The sequence below is a fragment of the Acinetobacter sp. L-24 genome (assembly GCF_056857555.1).
This window is the reverse complement of record NZ_JBSXNI010000042.1, coordinates 180,222-204,667: the sequence shown is the minus strand read 5'-3', so window position 1 is coordinate 204,667 and position 24,446 is coordinate 180,222. Positions and strand designations below refer to the sequence as shown.

General features: G+C 43.8%; 18 protein-coding genes. 9 read left to right on the top strand and 9 right to left on the bottom strand.

The genetic code is table 11. The annotated features are described in order from the left end of the window. Positions 1-29: 29 nt before the first annotated feature. Together hscA and fdx are read left to right on the top strand one after the other, a co-directional pair. A complete protein-coding gene (gene hscA / locus AC13CK_RS09595; RefSeq protein WP_005107162.1) occupies positions 30-1,889 on the top strand; it encodes a Fe-S protein assembly chaperone HscA in 1,860 nt (619 codons plus the stop codon). Between the two features lie 15 nt (positions 1,890-1,904). After that, positions 1,905-2,243 carry an ISC system 2Fe-2S type ferredoxin gene (gene fdx / locus AC13CK_RS09590; RefSeq protein WP_004279821.1) on the top strand — a complete coding sequence of 113 codons (339 nt, stop codon included), beginning with the start codon at positions 1,905-1,907 and terminating at the stop codon, positions 2,241-2,243. Between the two features lie 115 nt (positions 2,244-2,358). Here the strand turns inward: fdx and AC13CK_RS09585 are convergent, their stop codons facing one another. The 5 genes from AC13CK_RS09585 to AC13CK_RS09565 form a co-directional block, all read right to left on the bottom strand. Continuing rightward, entirely contained in the window at positions 2,359-3,804 is a 1,446-nt protein-coding gene (locus AC13CK_RS09585; protein ID WP_180038714.1) for an adenylate/guanylate cyclase domain-containing protein, read from the bottom strand. A 55-nt stretch (positions 3,805-3,859) separates the two neighbouring features. Next, positions 3,860-4,294, bottom strand: a complete 435-nt coding sequence (locus tag AC13CK_RS09580; protein ID WP_004646760.1) for an HIT domain-containing protein — start codon at positions 4,292-4,294, stop codon at positions 3,860-3,862. 229 nt (positions 4,295-4,523) lie between these two features. Next, positions 4,524-7,982, bottom strand: a complete 3,459-nt coding sequence (gene mfd, locus AC13CK_RS09575) for a transcription-repair coupling factor (RefSeq protein ID WP_482831130.1) — start codon at positions 7,980-7,982, stop codon at positions 4,524-4,526. 123 nt (positions 7,983-8,105) lie between these two features. Next, on the bottom strand, positions 8,106-8,471 hold the full coding sequence (locus AC13CK_RS09570) for a hypothetical protein (RefSeq protein WP_191112447.1): 366 nt from the start codon (positions 8,469-8,471) through the stop codon (positions 8,106-8,108). A gap of 129 nt (positions 8,472-8,600) precedes the next feature. Next, positions 8,601-10,043 carry an aspartate ammonia-lyase gene (locus tag AC13CK_RS09565; protein WP_213687710.1) on the bottom strand — a complete coding sequence of 481 codons (1,443 nt, stop codon included), beginning with the start codon at positions 10,041-10,043 and terminating at the stop codon, positions 8,601-8,603. Positions 10,044-10,464: 421 nt separating this feature from the next. Here AC13CK_RS09565 and putP point away from each other — a divergent pair, with 421 nt between their 5' ends. Then, entirely contained in the window at positions 10,465-11,973 is a 1,509-nt protein-coding gene (gene putP, locus AC13CK_RS09560; protein ID WP_479733382.1) for a sodium/proline symporter PutP, read from the top strand. Between the two features lie 79 nt (positions 11,974-12,052). On the opposite strand, the gene AC13CK_RS09555 is transcribed toward putP, so the two are convergent. Then, on the bottom strand, positions 12,053-12,547 hold the full coding sequence (locus AC13CK_RS09555; RefSeq protein ID WP_004279833.1) for an Lrp/AsnC ligand binding domain-containing protein: 495 nt from the start codon (positions 12,545-12,547) through the stop codon (positions 12,053-12,055). A gap of 118 nt (positions 12,548-12,665) precedes the next feature. Here AC13CK_RS09555 and putA point away from each other — a divergent pair, with 118 nt between their 5' ends. The 4 genes from putA to AC13CK_RS09535 all read left to right on the top strand — a co-directional run bounded on the left by putA (position 12,666) and on the right by AC13CK_RS09535 (position 19,103). After that, entirely contained in the window at positions 12,666-16,421 is a 3,756-nt protein-coding gene (gene putA / locus AC13CK_RS09550; protein ID WP_425878271.1) for a trifunctional transcriptional regulator/proline dehydrogenase/L-glutamate gamma-semialdehyde dehydrogenase, read from the top strand. A 184-nt stretch (positions 16,422-16,605) separates the two neighbouring features. Beyond that, positions 16,606-17,688 (top strand): tRNA (uridine(54)-C5)-methyltransferase TrmA, encoded by a 1,083-nt coding sequence (gene trmA / locus AC13CK_RS09545; protein ID WP_311203456.1) that lies wholly within the window; start codon positions 16,606-16,608, stop codon positions 17,686-17,688. Between the two features lie 243 nt (positions 17,689-17,931). Beyond that, a complete protein-coding gene (locus AC13CK_RS09540) occupies positions 17,932-18,156 on the top strand; it encodes a hypothetical protein (protein WP_034436106.1) in 225 nt (74 codons plus the stop codon). 386 nt (positions 18,157-18,542) lie between these two features. Beyond that, positions 18,543-19,103 carry a lecithin retinol acyltransferase family protein gene (locus AC13CK_RS09535; RefSeq protein ID WP_026055785.1) on the top strand — a complete coding sequence of 187 codons (561 nt, stop codon included), beginning with the start codon at positions 18,543-18,545 and terminating at the stop codon, positions 19,101-19,103. 82 nt (positions 19,104-19,185) lie between these two features. Here AC13CK_RS09535 and AC13CK_RS09530 read toward each other — a convergent pair whose 3' ends face one another. Both AC13CK_RS09530 and AC13CK_RS09525 read right to left on the bottom strand, forming a co-directional pair. Beyond that, entirely contained in the window at positions 19,186-20,097 is a 912-nt protein-coding gene (locus tag AC13CK_RS09530) for a bestrophin family protein (RefSeq protein ID WP_425878266.1), read from the bottom strand. Between the two features lie 69 nt (positions 20,098-20,166). Continuing rightward, positions 20,167-21,894, bottom strand: a complete 1,728-nt coding sequence (locus tag AC13CK_RS09525; protein WP_425878264.1) for a glutamine--tRNA ligase/YqeY domain fusion protein — start codon at positions 21,892-21,894, stop codon at positions 20,167-20,169. 423 nt (positions 21,895-22,317) lie between these two features. Here AC13CK_RS09525 and AC13CK_RS09520 point away from each other — a divergent pair, with 423 nt between their 5' ends. After that, a complete protein-coding gene (locus tag AC13CK_RS09520; RefSeq protein ID WP_004279844.1) occupies positions 22,318-22,827 on the top strand; it encodes a peptidylprolyl isomerase in 510 nt (169 codons plus the stop codon). A 110-nt stretch (positions 22,828-22,937) separates the two neighbouring features. Continuing rightward, complete coding sequence (locus tag AC13CK_RS09515; protein WP_425878262.1) at positions 22,938-23,657, top strand: UDP-2,3-diacylglucosamine diphosphatase; 720 nt, start codon at positions 22,938-22,940, stop codon at positions 23,655-23,657. 28 nt (positions 23,658-23,685) lie between these two features. Here AC13CK_RS09515 and AC13CK_RS09510 read toward each other — a convergent pair whose 3' ends face one another. Then, positions 23,686-23,904 carry a hypothetical protein gene (locus tag AC13CK_RS09510; protein WP_004279847.1) on the bottom strand — a complete coding sequence of 73 codons (219 nt, stop codon included), beginning with the start codon at positions 23,902-23,904 and terminating at the stop codon, positions 23,686-23,688. Positions 23,905-24,446 lie beyond the last annotated feature (542 nt).

Here is a 24,446-nt window from a genome sequence, read left to right as displayed (position 1 = left end):
AATATTTAACGTGCAAAGGATGTAACACTATGGCTCTCTTGCAAATTGCAGAACCAGGTCAATCAAGTGCACCACATGAACACCGCATTGCGATTGGTATCGATTTAGGCACCACCCACTCTTTGGTTGCCACGGTTCTTTCAGGTAAAGCCAAAGTACTTAATGACGAACAAGGTCGTGTGCTACTTCCTTCTATCGTGCATTATGCAGAACAACAGACTCAATACGGCAATGAAGCTGCGCCTTTCATTACTACTGACCCTAAAAACACCATCGTTTCTGTAAAACGTTTTATGGGTCGCTCGAAAGCTGACATCAAATTCCAGCATCCTTATGCGTTGGTTGGTGAAGCGAATGAAATGCCGGCTTTTGAAACCGCACAAGGCCGTAAGACGCCGGTTGAGATTTCTGCAGAAATTTTAAAGCAGTTGAAAGACCGCGCTGAAGCCAGTCTGCAAAATCCGGTCAATGGTGCCGTTATTACTGTTCCGGCCTACTTTGATGAAGCACAGCGTCAGGCAACCCGTGATGCTGCTCAACTTGCTGGCTTGAATGTTTTACGTTTGTTGAATGAGCCAACCGCTGCTGCTGTTGCTTATGGTCTCGATCAGGAAAGCAACTTAAGTACAGATCGCAACTATGTGATCTACGACTTGGGTGGTGGTACCTTTGACGTTTCGATTCTGCGTTTTAGTCAAGGTGTGTTTGAAGTTCTGGCAACCGGTGGCCACACTGCCCTCGGTGGTGATGACCTAGATCGTTTGATCCTGAAATGGGCCAAGAAACAACTGAATATTGACACCTTGAATGATGCAGAATATGCACATTTTGTGGTTGCAGCACGTAAAGCCAAAGAAGCTTTGTCTGATGCAGATTCAGTTCAACTCAAATTGCTTGATCAGGTATTGACGCTTGACCGTCCGACATTTGAAGAGATCATTAAAGTTGCTTTGGATAAGACCATCAGCGTATGTAAGCGTGTGATGCGTGATGCCAAGCTTGAACTGGATGACATTCAAAATGTCGTTTTGGTCGGTGGCTCAACCCGTTCTTATGCAGTACAAAAAGCCGTGCGTGAAGTATTCAATCAAGAACCACTATGCACTATTAATCCGGATGAAGTGGTTGCGATTGGCGCATCAATTACTGCGAACCAATTGATTGGCAACTCAACTGATGGCTCATTACTATTAGACGTGACGCCTCTGTCTCTTGGTCTTGAAACCATGGGCGGACTGGTTGAACGATTAATTTCGCGTAATACTGCGATTCCAGTCGCTCGTCGTCAGGAATTTACGACTTATCAAGATGGCCAGACTGCCATGTTGATTCATGTGGTTCAAGGTGAACGTGATCTGGTTGAGCATTGCCGTAGTTTAGGGCGTTTTGTCCTGCATGGCATTCCACCAATGACTGCCGGTCAGGCACGTATTGAAGTGACGTTCCAGGTCGATGCAGATGGCTTGCTGACTGTATCTGCCAAAGAAACCACCTCTGGCGTGACGGCTCAAATCGATATCAAACCATCTTATGGTTTATCGGGTGAAGATACTGAACGTCTGTTGCTAGACGGTTATAAGTTCGCTGAAGAAGATAAGAATCTTCGTCATTTGAATGAAACCAAAGTGGAAGCACAGCGTGAGCTGGAAGCACTGGTTCAGGCACTCAAAGCGGATGCCGGTCTGTTGACTGAAGATCAACTTGCAGCACTGCAAACTGCGCAAGCACAACTTGAAACTCAGCTTCAGGGTTCAGATATCAAAGCGATTGAATCTGCCGTTGAACAGCTTAAAATACATAGTGATGCTTTTGCAGCAGCACGTATGAATCAACATATTGATGCAGCTCTTAAGGGCACTAAACTCGACGACTGGTCAAACTCAAACTAATTTAAGGTAACGACTATGCCACGTATTAAAGTTCTTCCACATGCGCAGATTTGCCCCGAAGGTGCTGAGTTTGAAGTCGAACAAAATGCCAATCTTTGCGAAAGCCTGCTAAAAAATGGCATTAAAATCGAACATGCTTGCGATATGTCAGCAGCGTGTACCACCTGCCATGTAGTGGTACGCAAAGGTTTTGACAGCCTGGAAGAAATGGATGATGTTGAAGCTGACTTACTCGATCGTGCCTGGGGTTTAGAACCTGATTCACGTCTTTCTTGTCAGGTTAAACTGGACGATGAAGATCTGGAAATTGAAATTCCAAAATACACCATTAACCATGCGTCAGAAAATCACTAAGATTTTCGTTGCAGGCTAAAATAAAAAACCACGCTCAGGCGTGGTTTTTTATATTTAAATATAAGCAGTTTTAATCAAATATTTTTTATTTGGATTGAGTTAATTTAGATCAATTCTAAATATGTTCAATCACTTCATCTTCCAGCTTCAGCTTGACAATGCCTTGCGAATTGGTCATTTTCTGCTGAGTTTCAATACGTTTAATCATTTTTTCCAGCACATGAATCAGCTCGGGATATTCAAAGTTTTGCACTTCATCCAGATTCAGTAATAAATGAAAGCCCTTATATTCATAATCGAACCAGCGCTGATACTCAACTTTCTGAGACGCGTATTTTTCCATGACCTGCCAAGTTCTTACAGGTGCTTTAATGCCTTTCAGGAAAATCGGCTTTTTCGGTGCGCAAAGATAATCATCTTTGATCAAATTATGAGTATCTTCCGAAATCAGGATTTCATCAACTTCCGCTGCACTTTGCAAACGCGCTGCCAGGTTGGCATCACGCCCTACAATGGTATAGGCCATACGATGCGTTGCCCCATAATTCCCTACATGGCAATAACCGGTCGAAATCCCCATACGGATATGCAATGGCGGATAACCCATTTTAATCCAGCGTTCCCGCAGCAATTTCATTTGCTGACGCATCGCCAATGCCATTTCCATGCAGTTCTTGGCATCCTGTTCCACACCTTCAGAGTTCGGATCACCAAAGAAAATCAGGATCGCATCACCCATGAATTTATCGACAGTCGCTTCATAATTTTTGGCGATTTCAGTCATGTGCCGCAGATAGTCATTCAGCAGGAAAGCTAAATCGTCTGGAATCAGGGTTTCAGATAGCTCGGTAAAACCTTGAATATCAGAGAAAAAGATCGTCAACTTTTTACGTTTATATTCAATTTTGGCTTCAGATTCACCTTTCATAATGGATTGCCACAACTGCACGGGCGCATAGCGACTCAGCTGATTGGCAAATTCCATATAACGGTTCATCTGTTCGAAATAATGGTCTTTTTTCTGGGTCATGTATTGCACACGACCACTTTGATAAAAACTTCCGACACCAAAATAGGTAATCAGACAGATAAAGCCTAAAACGGTCAACTCACTGCTGGTCGGTTCGAAATAATTATTAAACCCAAAGACCAGAATATTGGCCAGATAAAAAAGCGTAATCCCGATCAGGCTGGCTAGAGATGCCATCATAAATGAAATTTTATTGCTGATCGCGGTATAGAGCACTGCGACCAAACCCAGCAAGGACAAGACCAAGTCCAGATGCACGGCCGCCAAAACCACCGAAATGACAATGACATCAATCAGGAAAAGAATATTACGCCGGATGTGATAATCATGACGATAGATCAGCCAGCGAGATAGTTTCGGTGTAATTAGCAAAACCAGAAACAAAAAAAATGGAACAAAAAGCTGATACTGGGTATCTGGTTCAGTGTAATGAAAGACGACCAGAACCACAGACAGCATGATGTATCCCATCATGCGATGGAAATACTCAAACTGATGGGGTTCTTTTTGAATCCAGTCGTCTAATTGCACTCACTCACTCCCTGAAGTCCGCAACTGTTCATGGTTCTCGGAATGCCTTGACTGATTAGTCCATGCGCCAGTCAAATGGCATGTCGCCCTGACCACGTAAAGCCAGCATTAAGGTTTGACGCATATGTGCCAATACTTCACTGCTATAAGGAACAGCAGGTGTACCCCAAACAGGCTTCGGCCATGCAACGTCGTTCTGATAACGAACTACATGATGAAAATGCAATTGCGGCACCATATTACCCAGCGCTGCTACATTCATTTTATCTGCACGGAAAACACGTGCCAGCTGGCTTGATAACCAGCTTGACTCTCTTAAAAACTGCTCTTGGTCAGCTTGACTCAATTCATATAATTCAGAGACACCCGGCACACGTGGAATCAGAATGAGCCAGGGAAATTGCATATCATTCATCAAACGACATGTTGACAAAGGAAAGTCGCCTACAAAAAACGTATCTTGAGCAAGTTGTGGATGCAAACTAAACATATCTTTATAAATGATGCAAAATTAGAATGATGGCTAATACTAACATATCCAACTGAAGCTGAATATTGAAAGCAATGTGTTTAAAGACAAATTCTCATGATTTGTTGCGAAGCACATCACAACAATTACTGTAAACAATTCATTAAAAAAATCAAGCCTGTTGTTCCTGCAAACTTCATTGGAAAATGAAATCCAAACTGAATTTTCAGGCTGATTTAATCGAATAAAATCAGTGCAATTCTTTAAGCAGACTGTCCAGTAAATCCTGTATAAACTGAATCCGCTTTTGATAGTCTTCCAGCATCACCATCACTTTCAGACGTTGACCGCCATCCATCCGGAAATAGGTCGGACTTTTCTGCATCATCTGGATAATCGTCATGGCCTGAACTGGAGTATCCGGCGCAAATTCAATATGCCCGCCCTGACTGCTGATATCAATTTTAGTAATACCAAGCTGTTCGGCTTTCAATCGAATCTGATGTACAGAAAAGAGCTGTTTGACCGGTTGCGGCGGTATACCAAAACGATCGATCAATTCCATCCGGATATTGTCCAGTTTTTCCTGGGTATCAGTATTACTGATGCGTTTATAGAACAACAGACGTTGATGGACATCACCCAGATATTCATCTGGAATCAACGCTGGCATATGCAGGGTAATTTCGGCAGTCAATGACAATGGTGCATCGAAGTTTGGCGTTTTGCCTTTTTGAATGGCTTTGGTGGCTTTTTCCAGCATTTCCATATACAGGCTATAACCAATGGCCTGCATCGAACCACTCTGCTGCTCACCTAGTAACTCACCTGCGCCGCGAATTTCCAGATCTTCGGTTGCCAGCATAAAACCGGCACCCAAGGTCGAAGCACGCTGAATGGCATCCAGACGTTTTTCTGCATCACCTTTTAAGGCTTTTAAAGACGGCACCATTAAGTAGGCATAAGCCTGATGGTGTGAGCGTCCTACACGTCCGCGTAGCTGATGTAATTGTGCCAGGCCCAGCTTGTCAGCACGTTCAATCAGAATGGTATTGGCATTCGGAACATCAATCCCGGTTTCAATAATGGTCGAACATACCAGAACATTGTATTCCTTGTGATAGAACTGCTGCATCACCTGCTCCAGTTCACGTTCACGCATCTGTCCGTGGGCCACAATCACCCGCGCTTCCGGCACCAGTTTACGGATATGCTCGGCGGCACGATCGATTGTATCAACTTCATTATGCAGAAAATAAACCTGACCACCGCGCAGCAATTCACGCAGAATCGCTTCTTTAATGGTGTCATCGGTATGTTCCTGCACAAAGGTTTTCACCGCAAGACGGCGTGCCGGCGGTGTGGCGATAATCGACAGATCACGCATGCCACTAAAGGCCATATTCAGTGTCCGTGGAATTGGAGTTGCAGTCAGTGTCAGCATGTCGACATCGGCACGCATGGCCTTGATTCGTTCCTTGTCGCGCACCCCGAAACGATGCTCTTCATCGACAATCATCAAGCCAAGATTCTTAAACTGAACATTTTCCTGCAAAATCTTATGTGTACCAATCACAATATCGACTTTACCTTCAATCAGGTCGTCAATGGTCTTGGTATGTGCTTTGGAAGAGCCGAAACGTGACAGCACTTCAATCCGGACTGGCCAATCGGCGAAGCGGTCTTTGAATGAATCATAATGCTGCTGTGCCAGCAAAGTGGTCGGTACCAGAATCGCCACCTGCCGGTTATTCTGTACTGCAACAAATGCGGCACGCATTGCGACTTCTGTCTTACCGAAACCCACATCACCACACACCAGTCGATCCATCGGCTTGGCCTGCTGCATGTCATGCAACGTCGCTTCAATCGCATTGGCCTGATCCAGTGTTTCTTCATAGGCAAAGCCACTGGCAAATTGCATATACAGGCTTTGATCGACTTCAAAACTGATTCCAGGCTTAGAAGAACGCCGTGCCTGAATATGCAGCAATTCGGCCGCGACATCGTGAATCTGTTCCAGTGCTTTACGTTTGGCTTTATTCCAAGCATCTGTACCGAGCTTATGTAACGGTGCCAGATCCGGATCACCACCACTATACCGGCTGATTAAATGCAGATTGGTCACCGGCACATACACTTTGGCGGCATCCGCATAATCCAGCTGCAAAAATTCGTGATCCTGATCATCAATACTTAAGGTGACCAGACCAGCATAACGTCCAACGCCGTAGTCGATATGCACCACAGGTGCGCCCATGGTCAGCTCGGTCAAGCTGCGAATCAGAAACTCTTCCGAAACTTCCTGCTGACGTTTTCTACGGCGCTGTACTACCCGATGTTCATACAGCTGATTTTCAGAAATTACGCTGATGCGATCAGTCAATACCAGACCACGCTCTAAAGGCGCATTGGTAATGGCAATTGCATACAGAGATTGAATAAAACTATCAAAATTTTCAACTGTTGGAATATCACCCAGACTTGGCCTTAAGGCGTCTTTAAGACTTTCCCGGCGTCCAGCACTTTCAGCCACCAGCAGTACCGGATGATTGGCCTGATCAATATATTTTTTAACTTCATGAAACGGTTTTTCACGTTTCGGATCTACGGGCAAACGTGGTGGCAACTGGGTATCAAGATTCAATACTCCAGCTTTTTGGTCAAAAGGCGTTTGTGCGGCAATGATGCGTGCAAACTGGTTCAGCTGCTCCAGCACCTGATTGGTCTGAAAAAACAGGCTTTCAGGCGGCATGATCGGTTGGTCGACATTGTGGCGACGATCTTCATAACGGCGCACCACATCTTGCCAAAACTGGCTGAGACTTTCGTCCAGAGCCTTATCTGTAATGACAATGCCATTCTTTGGTAGGTACGAAATCAGTGAACTTTGGCCTTGCATGGCTTCCGCGCTGAAAAACAAGGGCAAATAAAACTCGATTCCCGGCGAGACTATGCCATCCATCACATCCTGATAGATCGGGTTTTTCTTTGGATTCGCGGTCGGGAAAAATTCGGCATAGCGGTCACGGAAAGTGGCACGACCTTCCTTGAGCGGAAATTCCTGTGCCGGCAATACGGTAAACTGCTGCAAACTTTGCGTGGTGCGCTGAGTTTCGGCATCGAAAAATTTCAGGCTTTCAATTTCATCATCAAACAGGTCAATCCGAATCGGTGCTTCCTGTCCCGATGCGTAGATATCCATGATACTGCCGCGTACCGCGAATTCACCTGGATCATAGACGGTATCGACCAGATGATAACCGGTCTGAATCAGCTTTTTCTTTTGTTGTTCCAGATCAAATTTCTGACCGACATGAATATCGAAATGCTCACCCAGAATCCATGAGGTCGGCGCCACACGTTGTGCCAAAGTTGAGGCGGACAGCAACAGTACGCCAGTTTTTGGCATATTGGATAAGATTGCCAGACGTTCCGAGACAATATCCTGATGGGGGGAGAGACGGTCATAAGGCAAGATTTCCCAATCTGGAAAAATCGTGGGTTTAACCCCATAAAATTCCAGTTCACTTTCCAGTTGACCCAAATGCTGATTATTACGTGCAATCACGATAAATAAACGCGATTGCTGCTGCACGATTTCTTTAAGCAATAATGCAGTTGAGGAACCTTGCAGATTGCCTAACCAGCGTTTCTCGCCTGCTTTGAGCTGTGGTAAATTGAGTTGGGAAATTTCTTGTTGGAACATGGATATAGCTTTAAAGTCTAAATAACCTGAGGCTTATACTAGCACGATGATCTCAGGATATTTTGTTATTTTTATGCAGTCTTGCCACATCCATATACTTCGATTTTAAGCCACTTTTGCAGCTTATTTTTGATCGCGCAGAAAGTTACGATAATAATCATTTAACTTCTTAAGGATCATTTTAAATTGCAGCAGATTCTCTTCAGTATTGCCTAAAGTCGCATTAAAACGCTGATGGGCAATTTCCAGATCAATTTTTTCATTGATCAGCATCGCGGTATCATATAACGCTTTTAAATCATCAAACTGTTTTAAACGCCGATTCGACAAATACTCTAATCGTGCACCCCACTCCTGATTGAGTTGAATATCATCGACGATATAACCAGTCCCTTCTACATACTGGATATTCTGCTCTTCTAGATATAGCTGTGCAGCAGTCGGTTTATTACTTTTAAATAATGCACTGATTTTATCAAACATTGCCATTTACCTAGCCAAATATAGTTCTTGCTCTAGTCTAGATGAAAATGCCTCAAATCCACATCCTGAACTTGAGGCAAATTATCAAAATAGCAGCGATTCGCTGTTTCAGATGATTTAACAGCTCCGGTTCTGTTAAGAAACCTGTTCGAGCTGATTCTCTGCTGAAGGAATTTCAGACACCAAATTTTCAAACGCAAAGATTTCTTCTAATTGCGTTGCACTTAATAAGCCCAGCTCCAACACCACTTGCGGCACAGTTTTATTTTCGCGCATACATTGTTTGCCGATTTCATCGCACTTGGCATGTCCCAGAATCGGTTCAAGCAAGGTCACAATCCCGACACTGCGCATGACGGAACTTAAACAAATCTGTTCATTGGCCTGAATACCAGTAATACATTTCTGATTTAGGGTTTGCATACCTTGGGTCAATAACTGAATTGATTCATTCATCGCCACGGCAATCACAGGTTCCATGACATTCAATTGTAGCTGCCCGGCTTCCGCAGCCATAGTAATGGTTAAGTCGTTACCAATCACCCGAAAGGCAATCTGATTCACAACTTCGGGAATCACCGGATTGATTTTTGCCGGCATGATCGAAGAACCTGCCTGTAACTCAGGCAAACGGATTTCAGCCAGCCCGGTACGTGGCCCCGAGCTGAGCAAGCGCAAGTCATTACAGATTTTGGACAGTTTCACTGCCAGACGTTTTAAACTGCTCGACAAAATAATAAAGACGCCACAATCGCTGGTCGCCTCGACATAATCTGCTGCACCTTTTAAAGGCAAACTTGTCAGGTGCGCCAAGATTTCCACCACCCGCTTGGCATAGCTCGGCGGTGTATTCACCCCGGTCCCAATGGCGGTGGCGCCTAAATTGACTTCCAGCAATAACTGTCGCATCTGTCCAATCAGCTTCAGGTCTTCTTTTAATAAGGTGGCAAATGCCCGGAACTCCTGTTCCATAGTCATCGGCACGGCATCTTGTAACTGGGTACGTCCCATCTTGATGACATATTCAAATTCGGCAGCTTTATGATCGATACAGTCAATCAATGCTTTAAGCACGCTCAACAATTCATCCAGACTGCTATAGGTCGCCAGACGCAAAGCCGTTGGATAGACATCATTGGTCGATTGCGAAGTATTCACATGATCATTCGGATGCAGAATGTGATAATCACCTTTCTGATGGCCCGACATTTCAAGTGCAATATTGGCAATCACCTCATTGGCATTCATATTGATGGAGGTTCCGGCACCGCCCTGATAAGGATCGAGTGGAAATGCCGCTTGCCACGCTTCCGGATGCTGAATCAATTCATCACAAGCTTTCTGAATGGCAGTACTGGTCTGCTCGGACAGTTTCTGGAAATGCAGATTGGCCTGTGCCGAAGCTTTTTTCACTTGAGCCAAAGCACGAATAAAATGCGTTTGTTGCCCCACCGCCAATCCGGAAATCTTAAAATTTTCGATGGCACGTAAGGTATGAATCCCATAATAGCTATGCAACGGGATTTGTTTTTCCCCCAATAAATCACGTTCAATGCGGGTCGGTTCGATTTGAAGCATATTGTCCACTAAAAAATACTCTTGGCGATGCACCGTATTTGGTGTGACATTAATATGAGCAAACAAATACAGGCCTAATAGGAAGACTTTAACCTAGATTTGCTACGATTTATTACCAATACGCTAAAGCTGTGAGTTTTGTAAGATTGTGTAAGCAGTTAGCTAAAATTCAAATATTTTCATTATTTATTCAAAATTTCCACTTTTCCCCTGAATTCGACGTCGTATTGCCTTTTATCCGCTTAAGTTATTCCTAATTCAATTTCAGTGAATTACTACTCTATTTACAATAGGTATACATAAAAGCTGTGTAATTGTTACAGAGTGTAATTTTTAAACCATGCTTGAATCACCTCCTTGCGATCTCAGTACAAAAAATCATCTTGGACGATGATTTCCATATTTACAGGATGACCTGCCTATGACTTATTTAAACCCCACCCTGATTACCTTCATGTTTTATATTATCGCCATGATTGCAATCGGTTTATATGCTTATCGTGCCACCTCCAATTTTGACGAATATATTCTAGGTGGACGGAGTCTGGGCAGTGTGGTCACTGCACTTTCAGCGGGCGCATCGGATATGAGTGGCTGGCTGTTGATGGGTCTTCCGGGAGCCATTTACCTGTCTGGCCTGTCAGAAGCCTGGATTGCAATCGGTTTGATTATCGGTGCATGGCTGAACTGGTTACTGGTGGCAGGTCGACTGCGTGCCCATACTGAATATCAGAACAATGCCCTGACCTTGCCGGATTATTTCACCAGCCGTTTTTCCGACCGTAAACGCATTTTACGGGTCTTGTCTGCCCTGGTGATTCTGGTGTTCTTTGCTATTTATTGTGCTTCGGGCATGGTCGCGGGTGCACGTCTGTTTGAAAGCCTGTTTGGCTGGGATTACACCACAGCGCTTGTGATTGGTGCGATGGCGACGATTCTCTATGTTTGTATTGGTGGCTTTTTGGCGATCAGCTGGACCGATACATTTCAGGCCGGTTTGATGATTTTTGCCTTATTGCTGACTCCGATCATTACCTTCTTGGCCCTGGGCGACAACAGCCAGCAAGTGAGTGTCATCCTTGAATCGGCTCGCCCACATGCCTCCAGTATGCTTGAAGGTTTAAGCACCGTTGCGATTATTTCCAGTCTGGCCTGGGGCTTGGGTTATTTTGGTCAGCCGCATATTCTGGTGCGTTTTATGGCAGCAGATTCGGTCAAAACCATTCCTGCTGCGCGCCGTATTGGCATGACCTGGATGATTCTATGCCTAGGCGGTGCAGTGGCTGCCGGTTATATCGGTATTGCCTACTTCAGTGTCAATCCCGCATTGGCCTCGGTGGTCAATCAAAACCCTGAAACGGTATTTATGGAGTTGACCAAAATTCTGTTTAATCCTTGGATTGCCGGAATCATTCTGGCTGCGATTCTGGCAGCAATCATGAGCACCTTGAGCTGTCAGCTTCTGGTCTGCTCAACCACCCTGACCGAAGATTTATATAAGAGTTTCCTGCGTAAAAATGCTTCACAAAAAGAACTGATCTGGGTCGGTCGCGGCATGGTCTTGGTGATTGCCCTAATTGCCATTTCACTGGCGATTAATCCGAACAGTAAGGTTTTGGGTCTGGTGGCTTATGCCTGGGCGGGCTTTGGTGCTGCATTTGGCCCGCTGATTATCTTGTCGCTATTCTGGAAACGAATGACCCTCAACGGCGCAATTGTGGGTATGGTGGTTGGTGCCATGACTGTAATTGTCTGGAAAAATTATATGGGTGATACCGGTCTGTATGAGATCATTCCAGGCTTTATTCTGGCCACCCTCAGCATTATCATCGTCAGCCTGCTGGATAAAGCACCGAGTGCTGATGTGGTCAAACGCTTTGAAATGGCTAAAGCCGAGTATCAAAAAGAAATGGCAGAAATGAAAAAATAATCACCTTTTTTCTTGCACATAAAAGGGACTTAATCGTCCCTTTTATGTTTCTTAGATTCACAAATGAAGTTCTTGAAAATTACTTGGCTTTTCCCGGCATTTTCAGATGGATCTGCTGACTTTCTTTAATCACTTCCATCACCGGATAACTGCGCGTTTCTTTAATTCCGGGCAATTGCCACAAGATCTGACCAGAGATTTTCCGGAACTCATCCATATTGGCACAGCGGATTTTTACCACGAAATCAAACCCGCCACTGATCATATGACACTCGATAATTTCAGGAATCTGCCGCACAGCATGGGAAAATTCATCTAAAACATTCGGCGTGGTTTTATCCAATAAAATTTCAACAAAGACCACAAAACCATTATTCAACATGACTGGATTGAGGCGCGCTTCATAGCCCACAATAAAACCTTCCCGGGTCAGCTTTTGTACACGCGCCAAGGCTGCTGTAGGCGATAAATTGACCAGTTCAGCCAGTTTGATATTGGATAGCTTGGCATCGGATTGCAATAAACCCAATATACGAATATCTATACGGTCAAGGTTCAAATAAGGACTTGGCATTAGAATTATTCTCTAAAAAAATCGAAAACTATAGTGAGATATTCGTCAAATATTCTGTGATTATAGATTAAAACTCATTCACCTCAAAGAACTGATTGACGCAGTACAGGAAGTCACTATGCCAACCACTCTCCGCCCAGATTCAATTTTAGATTCAGCCCAGCACTCAAATTATATTGCTGAATTTAAACACAAAAACCAATACGAAGAACGTATTAATACGGTATGGCGTCGTGCAGAAACTGAATGCGTCGAAGAGTTATTGGCCCATAGTGAAATTTCTTCCGAGATGAGTGACAAGATTCAGGCGCTTGCCTTTGATCTCGCACATTCCTTACGTGAACGCAAAAGTTCCACTGGGAAAGCCGGTATTGTCCAAGGCTTATTGCAGGAATTTTCTTTATCTTCTCAGGAAGGCATTGCCCTGATGTGTCTGGCAGAAGCCTTACTGCGGATTCCGGACAAAGCCACACGTGACTTGCTGATCCGTGACAAAATCAATCAAGGTAACTGGAAAGAACATTTGGGCCAGAGCCAATTGATGTTTGTGAATGCAGCAGCCTGGGGACTGATGCTGACCGGCAAGCTGATGGAAACCCCACAGCAAAAAAGCCTGTCTAGTTTATTAACTGGCCTTTTGGCACGCAGTGGTCGCGGGATTATCCGTAAGGCCGTCGATGTTGCCATGCGCATGATGGGCGAGCAGTTTGTTACGGGTGAAACCATTGATGAAGCCCTGAAAAATGCGGAGCCGCTGGAAGAAAAAGGCTTTCGCTATTCCTATGACATGCTGGGTGAAGCTGCACTGACCGATCCGGATGCTGAACGTTATTATCAGGATTATCAGCAAGCCATTCATGCCATTGGTCAATCTTCGCAGGATAAGGATGTTTATGACGGGCCTGGCATTTCTATCAAACTCTCTGCGCTGCACCCCCGTTATCAGCGTTCGCAAATGGATCGCGTGCATGATGAGCTCTATGCAAAAGTACTTAAACTCGCAGTCTTGGCCAAGCAGTACAATATTGGTTTAAATATCGATGCTGAAGAAAGCGATCGCCTTGAGATTTCATTGGAACTGTTAGAACGCCTGTGTTTTGAACCGCAACTGCAGGACTGGAAAGGCATTGGCTTTGTGATTCAAGCCTATCAAAAACGCTGCTTCTATGTGGTGGATTACATCATTGATCTGGCGAAGCGCAGCCAGAAACGCTTGATGATTCGTCTGGTCAAAGGCGCATATTGGGACAGCGAAATCAAGAAAGCCCAAATTGATGGAATGTCGGATTACCCGGTATTTACTCGTAAGGTGCATACGGATCTGTCTTATATTGCTTGTGCGCGTAAGCTGTTGGCTGAACCGGATTATATCTACCCACAATTTGCCACTCACAATGCACAAACGGTAGCGACGATCTATCAGCTGGCACAACCTGAGCAGTATTATGCCGGCCAATATGAGTTCCAATGTCTGCATGGCATGGGCGAACCACTGTATGAAAATGTCGTGGGCGATCCATCGAAAAATAAACTCGGTGTACCATGCCGGATCTATGCGCCCGTCGGCAATCATGAAACCTTGCTGGCTTATCTGGTGCGCCGCTTACTGGAAAATGGTGCCAATACCTCCTTCGTCAATCGTATTGCTGACAAAACCTTGAAAATTGAAGATTTGATTGAAAATCCACAGCAAACCATTTTAAAGGCATCAAAACAAGAAGGCGTGATGGGTGCCAAGCATCCCCAGATTCCCTATCCGCAAGATCTTTATACCGATGCACGATTGAACTCTTCAGGACTCGATTTGGCCAATGATGCTGAACTCAGTATTTTAAATGAAGTCGCATCCAGTCTGGCAAATACGCAATTTCAGTCAGCTGCTATGGGAACGGCATTTAGCAGCGTGGATACGCCCCATGCAGTTCCAGTGATCAATCCAGCACACCATCAGGATGTGGTCGGCACAGTCTATGAAGCAACTTCTGAACAGGCCGAAATTGCACTCACTCAAGCAGTTAATGCACAAAGTTTCTGGGCCAATCTGCCAAAAAATGAGCGTGCTGCCTGCCTGAATAAAGCCGCAGAACTGATGGAACAGCGTTTGCTTCCGCTCATGGTTCTTCTTTCTCGCGAAGCAGGTAAAACCTATGCCAATGCGATTGCCGAAGTACGTGAGGCGGTAGATTTCTTGCGTTACTATGCAGCTCAAGTTTTGGATCTCAGTGACAATGTACAGATCCAGCCTTTAGGTACTGTACTATGTATCAGTCCATGGAACTTCCCGCTGGCGATTTTTACCGGTCAGATTTCAGCAGCGCTGGTCGCTGGCAATACCGTGATTGCCAAACCGGCTGAACAAACACCGCTCATTGCAGCACAAGCCGTACAGATTTTATGGGAAGCCGGCATTCCGCAGGATGTGTTACAGCTATTGCCGGGCCGTGGTGAAACCATTGGTGCACAGCTCAGTGCAGATCCACGTATTCAGGGCATCATGTTTACCGGTTCCACCGAGGTCGCCCAAATTCTACAAAAAACCGTGGCAGAACGAATAAACCAGTTTGGAGAAAGCGTCACCCTGATTGCTGAAACTGGTGGTCAAAATGCCATGATTGTGGATTCATCTGCATTGACTGAACAGGTGGTGTTGGATGTTGTGAGCTCTGCCTATGACAGTGCCGGTCAGCGCTGTTCTGCCCTGCGTGTCCTTTGTGTGCAAGAGGATAATCTGGAGGCTGTTCGCAACATGCTCAAAGGTGCCATGCAACAGTTGCGCGTTGGCAATCCGGTCTTGCTGAAAACCGATATTGGTCCAGTGATTGATGCAGAAGCCCAGCAAAATATCCAAAAGCATATTGAGCAGATGCGCAGCAAAGGTCATACAGTTCATCAGTTGATGTTTAATCAGGACCAGACTGAATTAACTCCAGGAACATTCATTGCACCAACCCTGATTGAACTGCCAAATCTGGATGATCTGGAACGTGAAGTGTTTGGCCCGGTACTGCATCTGATCAGCTATAAATATGGCGAACTGGAACAGTTGTTAGATCAGATCAACAGCAAGGGTTATTGCCTGACCATGGGCTTGCACACGCGTATTGATGAAACCATGCAAACCGTGATTGCACGAGCGGAAGTCGGCAACCTGTATATCAACCGCAATATCGTTGGTGCGGTCGTGGGCGTCCAGCCTTTTGGTGGTGAAGGTCTGTCCGGCACCGGCCCGAAAGCGGGTGGCCCGTTGTATATCTATCGTTTAATGCATCAAGTATCCGAGAAAAAACTGGCTCAGCCTTATGCAGCTCAAGCTGAGCCAGCACTTGTTGAACATAAACTTGTTCAGGAGTTTAAAGCCTGGGTAGCTAAAACTTTCCCAACTTTATCTTTAAAAGCGCCTATGCAAATTGCGACTGGTCAAAGCTTTAGCCTGCAAGGCCCAACTGGCGAGGAAAATCAATACATGATCTTGCCACGTGAAAGCGTTCTCTCGTTAGCACATAGGGATCAAGACCAGATTCAGCAAATTCTGGCGATTTTATCGGTTGGCAGTCGTCCTGCGGTACTGGCAAACAATACTTTTATTCTGAAATATTTACCAACCATGCCAGCCGCGGTTAGCAAGCAATTTAAAGTGGTCCGGGATATTGAAACAGGTGTATTTGAGGCCGTCCTGCATCATGGTGACACTACTGAACTGATTGACTTGCAGAAACGCATTGCAACACGCCAAGGTCCAATTATTGGTATCACCCATTTAAGTTCGGGCAACTATGATATTCCGGTCGAGCGATTTGTGATTGAACGCGCGATCAGTATCAATACGGCGGCGGCAGGCGGCAATGCCAGCTTGATGACGATGGATAATCTCTAAATCAGTCCAATCATCTCAGCATTTTTAGCTTAAATCTTTCCTCTTTATGGCCAAACCTCTCTCCTCAGAAGGTTTGGTCTTTTTTATGCAGCTTTTAAAGCGGCTTGACTACAATAGGCTTAGGCAGATCGGCAATTTTTTGCTACCATTTGCGCTTTAAAATATTTGCGATTTCTTACTGCATATGACTTCATCTTATCAGCAACAACTTGAAGCCAAAATTGAACGCATCAGCGCTCAGTTTGCCGAATATCAACCACCTGCTTTAGAAGTATTCCAGTCTCCTGAAAAATATTTCCGCATGCGTGCTGAATTCCGGATCTGGCATACTGAAGATGATCTGTTTTATGCCATGTTCGAACGTGACGAAAACAACAATAAAAAAGTGATTCGTATTGATGAGTTTCCAATTGCAGACCGCAGTATTAATAACTTGATGCCGCAACTACTGGCAGCATTCAAGGCAGATGCCAATCTGGGTCATCGTTTATTTGAAGTCCATTTTCTGGCGACGTTAAGTGGTCAGGTTCTGGTATCCCTGATTTATCACCGCAAGCTGGATGAAAGCTGGGAACCTGCAGCAAAAGCACTGGCGGAAAAACTGAATATTAAACTGATTGGCCGAAGCCGTGGCCAGAAATTCGTCCTGACTGATGAATATGTGGTGGAAGAACTGTCTGTTTTTGATCGTCACTATAAATATAAGCAGATCGAAAGCAGCTTCACCCAGCCCAATGCACAAGTTTGTCAAAAAATGCTGGAATGGGCATGTGATGCAGCGGAACAATCAGATAAAGATTTGCTGGAACTCTACTGTGGCAATGGGAACTTTACCCTGCCGCTTTCGACCAAATTCCGCCGTGTTTTGGCCACTGAATTAGCCAAATCTTCAGTTTATGCAGCTGAGTGGAATATTGAGCAGAACCAGATTGAAAATATTCAGGTTGCGCGTCTGTCTGCCGAAGAATTCACTCAAGCCTATAATGGCGAACGTGTTTTCCGTCGTTTGCAGGAAGCACAAATTGACATTTCGACTTATGATTTTGATACGGTATTTGTCGATCCACCGCGTGCTGGTATTGATGATGAAACGCTGAAACTGTTACAGCGTTTCCAGCGTATTATTTACATTTCTTGTAATCCAGATACCTTATATGACAATCTGAAACAGTTGTCTCAAACGCATAGAATCAGCAAGTTCGCCATGTTTGACCAGTTCCCGTATACACATCATGTTGAAACGGGTGTATTGTTGGAAAAAGTATAAAGAATTTGTTTCAATTTATTATATTGTTACAAAAATGGAGCTTTTTGAAGCTCCATTTTTTATACTATAAATCATGTATTTAATAATAAATATTGACTTGTACAGCAAGAAATATCGTTAGACCTTTAGGCTTCAATCGGAAATTTTCTAGCCTGACTGCTGCTTTTATCACATAGGTCCTATTGCTTTATTTATTTAATTGGCTATATTTCACTCTATGTTAGGTTGTTGTATGAAGGCTCTATGAGTTTTTGGCAAAAGTTGTTTTCTAATGAACAACACAATGAACACAAGAATCAAATTGCTTGTGTTGAAAATGATTGCTCTTGCAAGACAAATGAACAGCTTCTTGAAGCACTTTCTAAAGCTACTGATGAAGAAATCATCATCGGAATTAAAAAGGTTCTTGTATCTCGCGGCTATAGCCGCAAAGAACTGAATGAACTTCAGCACTTGCCATTGCAGTAATCGGCCAAGGTTACAGCCGTATAAAGAAAGCACTTGCGTAGTCAGGTGCTTTTTTATGCTTGAAAGTTTAGTTTAAGGGTTTGGTCTTCTCTATTTCAGCATAGTTTATTAACTTCAACTTTAAAAGCTTCAGGGATCAGGCAGGAAAACTCTAAACAACTCATTTGATCCCCTTTGATTTGAAGAAATGTTAAGGCTTGCTTAGGCTATTTAAAACCTTTATCAGAAGAATATGTTCTAAATTCTGCTTTCTTTAAATCCCTTTAAATTTGGCTTAATAACTCTTCAATTCTGATCTGAAACTCAGGCAAGGCATCGATTAATTTAGCAAAACACAGTACACTTCCTATTAAACGACAATGCTTTTTAAATGGCTTAATTCTGATATGCAACAGACTAAACGGTTTCCCATAGGCGCACACCTTATGGTTAAACATTTCGGTTATACCCATCATGGGATTTACGCCGGACGTGGTCGTGTCATTCATTATTCCGGCTTTGCGCATTTATTCAAGAAACGCCCCATTGAAATCACCTCGATTGAAAAATTCAGTCATGGCAAACCGATTCATATGCAGCATTATGACTCAGCAAAATATAAAGGTCGTAAAGTGGTGCGCCGCATGCGATCCAGAATGCATGAAAATAACTATCATTTGATTATTAATAATTGCGAACATTTGTGTACCTGGGCCATTACCGGCGTAGAAAGCAGCCCGCAAGTGATTTATATGATGAATCGTCTGACCACGATTGGTTATATCAGCTCGATGATGAGTTTTATGAACAGCATGTTCCTGACCCTGACCACCACCAGTTTCGCATTGGCGCTGTACATCAAGAAGAAGCTCAGAGATAAAGCCAATCTGCGTTTGCAACAATACCGTGAATTGCAAGATCAGGCTAAAACTAAAGTGTCAGACCTGACCAATCTTAAACATCGTTAATTTAAAGCTCAGCCTGCCGATGATTTTTTGTGAGCAAGAAATTTTAAGTTCGTGTTTACATTTTGAAGATTCAGATAAGGAATCAGGTTAAATAGCCTTTTCTGGCTTGAATCGCCTCAGGTAGTGCTTTACCTAAAGAGCTTAGAGTTTCCCGCTCTACTAGTCGTACAATTGAATCTAGCGGCAGATCGTTGTCCTGTAGGCCAAAGGGTTCTTCCAGCTCCGCACTGAGCTCGTCCAGCCCGAGTAGCATATAACCAATCAATCCCACTAAAATTGGTGTCCACAGTCCCAAATTCGCCTGCAAACTGAAAGGCAGGATAAAGCAAAAAGAATAAACCGCACGATGCAACAGCACCGAATAAGAAAATGGCAATGGCGTTGACAAAATCCGGTCACAACCAGCCTGAATATCTCCCAAAGCCACAGTGTGCTGATTCAGGTTGTTATAAATAATATCGCTGATCTTACCCTGCTTATATTGCTGCACCAGCTCTTTTTGCATCTGTTCCAGCACCCATTGTGAAGGATTGATTTGCATGGACAATTGCTCAAATGATTTAGGTTCAAAACCGGTAGTCGCCTGATAATCCTGAATACTGGGCGTTTGCTGTCTCAACCGGTCACGTAACAAATGGGTAAACAGCATCATGCGATACAGCAACATTTCACGGGTTTGATTATCTAGCACATGGCTGTCGCGGCATAAATGACGCGTGGTTGCAATCAACGCACCCCAAAGCTTACGACCTTCCCACCAGCGATCATAGCAGGCTGTATTTCTAAAACTTAAAAAAATCGAGAGAATGACACCAAAGATGGTAAAGCCAATTGCCGGGACAGCAGGAAGGCTCACGAAATGCGCCTGACTCAAATACACCAGCAAAGCGGAAATAAAAACCACCAAGATTAATGCGGGCAGCACCTTGGGCAGAATCGTTCCCTGCCAGGCAAACAGTAACCCCAAACTATTATTCTTATCACGCACAATCATGCAATTTTCCCTGCTGTATTGAAAAAGCCCAACCAGAGTTGGGCTTTTTACATTCTGACTTAAACCAGCTTATTTGCCTGGTTTAAAGCTGTCCTTAAGATCCAGAATACGGTTAAATACCGGTTTTTCGCTGGAATGATCATATTGATCTGCCACGAAATAACCTTCACGCTCAAACTGGAAACGATCCTCCGGCTGAGCTTGCGCTAATGCAGGCTCAATCACGGCCTGAACCACCTTCAATGATTCAGGGTTCAGGTTTGCCAAGAAGTCATCACCCACTTCTGGATCAGACTCCGTAAACAGACGGTCGTAAATACGCACTTCTGCAGGAACGCCTTTTGTCGCAGATACCCAGTGAATCACACCTTTGACCTTACGACCTTCAGGATTTTTACCCAAAGTTTCAGGATCAATCGAACATTTCAGCTCAACCACTTCGCCATTTTCATCTTTAATGACTTCGTCGCATTTGATCACATAGGCATGACGTAAACGGACTTCACCACCTGGAATCAAACGTTTAAAGCCTTTTGGTGGCTCTTCTTCAAAGTCTTTACGGTCAATATACAGCTCAGTCGTCAATGGAATAACGCGCTCGCCCATATCGACATTCGGATGACGTGAATGGGTCAGGTCCATATCGGCTGGCAAGTTGGTTAAAGTCACTTTTAATGGATTTAACACTGCCATACCACGAGCTGCGGTATTTTCCAGAGACTGGCGAATACAGTATTCCAGCATGGCTACATCGACGATACTGCCATCAACCTTCGACACACCGACACGTTGACAGAAATCACGTAGACCTTCAGGTGTGAAACCACGACGACGCATACCCACTACAGTTGGCATACGTGGATCATCCCAACCATTTACATGACCACCTTCAACCAGCTTACGCAATTTGCGTTTTGAGGTGATGGTATAGTCCACATTCAAACGGCTCGATTCATACTGACGTGGCACGGATGGTGATTTAACTTTTGCCACCACCCAGTCATAGAACGGACGGTGATCCTGGAATTCCAAAGTACACAGTGAATGCGTAATGCCTTCAATCGCATCAGAAAGTGGATGCGCATAGTCATACATTGGATAAATTTTCCATTTATCGCCAGTCTGATGATGCGCTGAATGCAGGATACGGTACAAAATCGGATCACGCATATGCACGTTCGGTGACGTCATATCGATCTTGGCACGTAATACAGCCTGACCTTCTGCATATTCACCGCTGCGCATTTTCTCAAAACGCTCCAGGTTTTCTGCAACCGTTGCATCGCGTTGTGGCGAGTTTTTACCTGGCTCAACGAAATTACCACGGTTTAAACGGATCTCTTCAGGGCTTTGCAAATCCACATAGGCATCGCCCTGCTCAATCAGCTGAACTGCCCAGGTATAAAGTCGATCGAAATAGCTTGATGCATAACGCGGCTCACCTTCCCACTGGAAACCCAGCCATTTCACGTCATTGGCAATACCATCCACATATTCCTGTTCTTCGGCATCCGGATTGGTATCATCAAAACGCAGGTTACACACACCTTTAAATTCTTCAGCAATTCCGAAGTTCAAGCAAATTGCTTTCACATGGCCAATATGTAAATAGCCATTCGGCTCAGGCGGAAAACGCGTCACCACCTGTTGAACGCGACCAGCGGCTAAATCATCGGTAATGACCTGACGTACAAAGTCCAAGCCTGGTTGTTGTTCTTGCTGCTGCACTGAATCGACTGCATTGTTCTTTTGGGTCGGGTTCTCGGGCAGAGATGTCACAACATCATTTGGCTTCATGATCAATCATTCACTTCTAAAGTTAAAAAGGGATTAACGAATATTTCATCGTACAAGCTGTACGTATATTCATTATCAAAGTTCCTTAGTTTAACTATAGGTGATTAATCTCTCAACCGCTAACTACGGTATTTGATTTCAATTCACTCATTTTAAAAAGTGAAAATACAGTAAGCTGCCCAAAACTAAAATATCAACGCTTTACGGAATCAGAAAATGATTCAATTCGTGCCTGTCGGGAATATAACGCCCTGTCTGGCAGTATTTGAAATGCCTTGATAAATCAACGTATAAATAAGGTATTATTTTTATGCTTTTAACAAAGAAAATAATGTTTTTACTTGCCTTGTCGATTGTAGTTTGCTTATGCTTCACTCATTCAGAAAAAACCATGGCACTCGTCCATGATCAGGAGATTACACAATGAGTTTTCCTCAAGTCGAATTAAACACCAATAAAGGTCGTATTGTTCTAGAACTCAATGCTGAAAAAGCACCTAAAACCGTAGCTAACTTTTTAGAATACGTACGTGACGGTTTTTATGACGGCGTAATTTTCCACCGTGTTATTGATGGTTTCATGATCCAAGGCGGCGGCATGGATGAAAACTTCAAAGAAAAAGCAACACGTGATGCGATCGAAAACGAAGCAGACAACGGCTTGACCAATGACGAAGGTACGATTGCAATGGCGCGTACTCAAGCACCGCACTCTGCTTCTGCTCAGTTCTTCATTAACGTGAAAAACAACTCATTCCTTAACCACTCTGGCAAAACTGCTCAAGGTTGGGGTTATGCCGTATTTGGTAAAGTCGTTGAAGGTATGGACGTTGTGAACGAAATCAAAAACGTACGTACTGGCAACCGTGGCTACCACGCTGACGTTCCTCTAGAAAATGTAGTAATCGAATCTGCAAAAATCATTTCTGAATAAAAAACGTCCTCTCCGTTCTTTATGAGTTTTAAAGCGATGCTTTAAAACGGTGTAATGGAAAATCCCTCATATGAATGAGGGATCTAGAGAGGAATAAAAGGAAAAGATTCGTGATCTATCTGTTTATCTCAGATTTACATTTGTCACCTGATCACCCTCGACTTGTTCGGGGGTTTTTAGATTTATTAACTGAGTATCAAGATCAAAATACCCAACTGTATATTTTGGGTGACTGGTTCAATGCCTGGATTGGTGATGATTATAAGTCTCCGTGGCTGGACGAGATTGTCACTGCATTAAAACAGTTTACTCAGGCTGGGAATCAAGTCTATTTTCAGGCCGGCAACCGGGATTTTGTCTTAGGAAGTAAATTTTTAGCTCGATTTGGCGGGCAGCTTCTTCCCGAAATCGATCAGCTAATCATTGCCGGAACACATTTTCGCCTGGAACATGGCGATGCCCTATGTACCGATGACGTCTCCTATCAGCGTTTTAAAAAGATTATTCGTCATCCCTGGCTACTTGGCTTCTTAAGAAAAACCCCTCTCTCATTTCGAACCAGACTAGCCAACCGCTTTCGTCAACAAAGCCATCAGGCACAACAGTTTAAAAGCTATGAAGTGATGGACGTCAACCCACATGCAGTTGAGCTGGCATTACAGGATGTAGATGTACTGATCCATGGTCATACGCATCGCGCAGCCATTCATCAGTTAGCCCAGAAAAGAAGAATTGTACTAGGCGACTGGAAAGAAGACAGTGCAGAGATTCTGGAAATTCAGGAAGATCAAAGTTTTGATACCCTGAAACTAAAAAAGTGGCGATATTAATCAGCCACTTTTTACGATATTGATCTGCTTAACACAGACGATAAAGCTGGTTTACCCCAGTATAGAAACTTTTACCATCGAGATTGAACTGAAATTCCTCACCCGTTGGCAATTGAATCATTTTACCGACCTCAACCCAGATAAAACCGTCCATTGTATTTTGCTTGCGCTTTAATGGAACCAGTTTCACGTTAATTTCATTGCCATCAGCGGCAGTGGCAATATGCCATTCATTGATTTTGATCAAAATATTTACTCACACGATATGAGCTTTTTGTGACTATATGGAGAGAGATTAATAACAACCTAGTTTACATAATAGTTCTATGGTTAGTAGATCTTATTTGAGTTCAAATACTTGAACTAAAAAGTACATCACAATCAGCTTAAAATAATAATAGAAGCAAGAACAGTACTTGCTTGAAGTGCAACCAGTGTAAGCTATTTATCCAGCAAAAGCAAAATTACATTGTAATGACAATAGAATGGGATTTTTAAGAACTTTTTTCATGCTTTGTTAATTATTAGGCTTTTGATTTTTATGATCTAAAATTCATTTTAACGTTACTTCATTTCCGTTGATAAACAAAACCTGTCTTTAAATACCTTAAAATCAATATTAGAGACATGAAACTCAGCCCGAGGTACAGCAAGTTCCACTCTCCCGTCTTTTGATAATTTAGGATCAAGAGAATAGCATTTAACGCTACAAACAGTACGTGAATCATAAAAAAGGCTTGTTGCACTCGTCTAGTTTTTTGCTGACGTTGGTTCTCTAAGATGTTCTGC

What these genes read in the sequence shown, in the direction of transcription:
- hscA (WP_005107162.1), top strand. Translation starts at nt 30, where the DNA reads ATGGCTCTCTTGCAAATTGCAGAACCAGGTCAATCAAGTGCACCACAT.
- fdx (WP_004279821.1), top strand. Translation starts at nt 1,905, where the DNA reads ATGCCACGTATTAAAGTTCTTCCACATGCGCAGATTTGCCCCGAAGGT.
- AC13CK_RS09580 (WP_004646760.1), bottom strand. Translation starts at nt 4,294, where the DNA reads ATGTTTAGTTTGCATCCACAACTTGCTCAAGATACGTTTTTTGTAGGC.
- mfd (WP_482831130.1), bottom strand. Translation starts at nt 7,982, where the DNA reads ATGTTCCAACAAGAAATTTCCCAACTCAATTTACCACAGCTCAAAGCA.
- AC13CK_RS09570 (WP_191112447.1), bottom strand. Translation starts at nt 8,471, where the DNA reads ATGGCAATGTTTGATAAAATCAGTGCATTATTTAAAAGTAATAAACCG.
- AC13CK_RS09565 (WP_213687710.1), bottom strand. Translation starts at nt 10,043, where the DNA reads ATGCTTCAAATCGAACCGACCCGCATTGAACGTGATTTATTGGGGGAA.
- putP (WP_479733382.1), top strand. Translation starts at nt 10,465, where the DNA reads ATGACTTATTTAAACCCCACCCTGATTACCTTCATGTTTTATATTATC.
- AC13CK_RS09555 (WP_004279833.1), bottom strand. Translation starts at nt 12,547, where the DNA reads ATGCCAAGTCCTTATTTGAACCTTGACCGTATAGATATTCGTATATTG.
- putA (WP_425878271.1), top strand. Translation starts at nt 12,666, where the DNA reads ATGCCAACCACTCTCCGCCCAGATTCAATTTTAGATTCAGCCCAGCAC.
- trmA (WP_311203456.1), top strand. Translation starts at nt 16,606, where the DNA reads ATGACTTCATCTTATCAGCAACAACTTGAAGCCAAAATTGAACGCATC.
- AC13CK_RS09540 (WP_034436106.1), top strand. Translation starts at nt 17,932, where the DNA reads ATGAGTTTTTGGCAAAAGTTGTTTTCTAATGAACAACACAATGAACAC.
- AC13CK_RS09535 (WP_026055785.1), top strand. Translation starts at nt 18,543, where the DNA reads ATGCAACAGACTAAACGGTTTCCCATAGGCGCACACCTTATGGTTAAA.
- AC13CK_RS09530 (WP_425878266.1), bottom strand. Translation starts at nt 20,097, where the DNA reads ATGATTGTGCGTGATAAGAATAATAGTTTGGGGTTACTGTTTGCCTGG.
- AC13CK_RS09525 (WP_425878264.1), bottom strand. Translation starts at nt 21,894, where the DNA reads ATGAAGCCAAATGATGTTGTGACATCTCTGCCCGAGAACCCGACCCAA.
- AC13CK_RS09520 (WP_004279844.1), top strand. Translation starts at nt 22,318, where the DNA reads ATGAGTTTTCCTCAAGTCGAATTAAACACCAATAAAGGTCGTATTGTT.